This window comes from Cupriavidus sp. WS (assembly GCF_000395345.1).
Classification (GTDB): Bacteria; Pseudomonadota; Gammaproteobacteria; order Burkholderiales; family Burkholderiaceae; genus Cupriavidus; species Cupriavidus basilensis_B.
On the sequence record NZ_AQPL01000552.1, the window covers coordinates 1 to 2,308 of the forward strand.

1 protein-coding gene and 1 pseudogene are annotated in these 2,308 nt (G+C 71.4%); one reads left to right on the forward strand and one right to left on the reverse strand.

The window, feature by feature from the left end; translation table 11 throughout:
* Nucleotides 1–262 precede the first annotated feature (262 nt).
* A pseudogene (locus tag K206_RS40160) lies at nucleotides 263–955 on the forward strand (TetR family transcriptional regulator); the annotation flags it as partial.
* Nucleotides 956–1,148: 193 nt separating this feature from the next.
* On the opposite strand, the gene K206_RS0134375 reads toward K206_RS40160, so the two are convergent.
* A complete protein-coding gene (locus K206_RS0134375; RefSeq protein WP_043367717.1) occupies nucleotides 1,149–2,255 on the reverse strand; it encodes an ABC transporter substrate-binding protein in 1,107 nt (368 codons plus the stop codon).
* Nucleotides 2,256–2,308: the final 53 nt, after the last annotated feature.

Consider the following 2,308-nt stretch of genomic DNA (forward strand, 5'->3'; position numbering starts at 1 on the left):
CCGCCCGCCACGGCAGGACGGGCGCGGAAATCGCGGCGCCGCTTCAGCCCGCCCGGGCTGGCTGAACGTCAGGCGAACGCGTATTATAGATACATTCGCGCATGTATGTAAGTGTCTGTTGCAATGCGGCGATAATTGCCCCATATATCAGCGGCCCGGCGAAGGCCGCGCGCGCTAGCGCATGCCCGTGCCCGGCGGCGCCGTCGACTGCACCCGGGAGAGATAACAGACCGGCCAGACCTGGCCGGCAGCCGAGAACATCATGGCCAGACGCACCAAGGAAGAGGCGCTAGAAACGCGCCACCGCATTCTCGACGCGGCGGAAGCCGTGTTCCCCGCCCGCGGCGTGGCACGCCCGTCGCTTGCCGACATCGCCGAGGCCGCCGGCGTGACCCGCGGCGCCATCTACTGGCACTTCAAGAACAAAAGCGACGTGTTCGCCGCCATGTCGGACCGCGTGCACCTGCCGCTCGAGGCGCTGTGCGAGCCCGAGCGCATCGCCAGCAAGGAAGACCCGCTCGGCAGCATCCGCGACATCTGCGCGTTCGCGCTGCGCCAGACCGTGGAAAACCCGCAATGGCGGCGCGTGTTCGAGATCGTCTTCCACAAGTGCGAGATGGTCGAGGAGAACGGCGCCATCTTCCAGCGCCAGCGCCAGTCGCACCAGGAAGGCACGGTGAAGATGCGCGACCACCTGCGCCTGGCGGTGGACCGCGGCCAGCTGCCGGCGGACCTCGACCTCGACCTCGCCGTCAATGTCTTCCACGCCTCCATCGGCGGCATGCTGTCGCACTGGCTGTTCGCGCCGGAGGACTTCGACCTGGAGACCAACGCCGCGCGCGTGTCGGATGCCTTCATCGACACGCTGCGGCTGTCGCCGGCCCTGCGCAAGGGCTACGTGGCGCCGCCGGTGGCCGCGCTGAACGAGGAAATCGATTCGATGTGCCAGGAAGCCCAGGCCAAGGAAGCCAAGGAGGCGGAGCAGGCCGCGTCGAAAGCTGCGCCGAAGGCGGCACCGAAGCCGGCCCGGAAGGCCGCCTCGAAAACGGCAGCGAAGACAGCCCCGGAAACCACGCCGAAAGCCACCGCCAGGCCTGCGCGCGGCACGAAGGCCGGCTGAGGCAGCCCCCGCCCAGCCACCCGTTCCGTCAGCCGCGCGTGGCGTCGCGCCAGCGCGCGAAGAAGGCGCGCTTGCGCAGCGTGTCCTGCGCCGCCAGCAGGCCGGGGCCCACGCTGATCGGCTTGAGCGCGTAGCCCAGCCGCTCGGCCAGCGCCACCGCGGTGTGCACGCTGTCGGTGTCGGTGCGGATGGTGTAGAGCTGCGAGGCGCTCTGCCCCAGCACGGTCTGGCCCGCGCGCGACAGCAGGAAGTCCAGCCACAGCCGCGCCGCGTTGGGATGCGCCGCGCGGCGCGCGATGAAGGCCACGCGCGACATCACCAGCGTGTAGTCGCGCGGGGCGATCACGTCGATCTCCGCGCCGCGCTCCATCAGCGACAGCGCATACGAGCCCAGCAGGTTGTAGCCCATCACGAACTCGCCCGAGGCGATGCGCTCGATCATGTTCGCGGTGGAGGCCGACAACTGCACGCCGCAGCGCCCGAGCGCCTGCGCCAGGTACCAGAACTCGTCGCCCATGCGCGCGTCCTGCTGCGCCAGCAGGTAGCCCACGCCCGATTTCTCCACGTCGTAGGTCACCACGCGCTGGCGCCAGCGCGGCGTGTTCTCCTGCAGCAGCCGCGCCAGCCCGGTGCGGCTGCGCGGCGTCTGCATGCCGGCGAAATGGCGCCGGTTGTAGACGATCACGGCCGGCTCGAAGGTGGTGCCCCAGGCCTCGTCGCGCCACGCCGCCCAGGCCGGCAGCCCGGCGCGCTCGGGCGAGGCGTAGCGCAGCGCGTGGCCGTCGTTGACGAGCTTGATCTGCAGGTCCATCGCCGTGCTCCACAGCACGTCGGCGGTCTCGGCGCCGGGCGGCTCGCCGGCGGCCAGGCGCGCGCCTTCGGCCAGGAAGCCGTCGTTGAGCTCCACCGTGTTGAGCTCGCGGTAGCGCACCCTGATGCCCGGGTAGCGCGCCTCGAAGGCGCTCACCAGCGGCTGGGCGATGTCGGCGTCGGTGGAGGCGTGCACGTTGACCGCGCCTTCGCGCAGCGCGCGCGCGATGATCTCGGCATAGCTCTGTGGATAACCAGGCGGCACCGGCGGCGCGGACTGCGCGCGCAGCGGCGCGCTCAGGCCCGCGCTCCACGCCGCGCCCAGCGCAGCGGCGCCGGCCAGCACGCGGCGGCGGCGCCGGCTCGGCGGCACGGCGG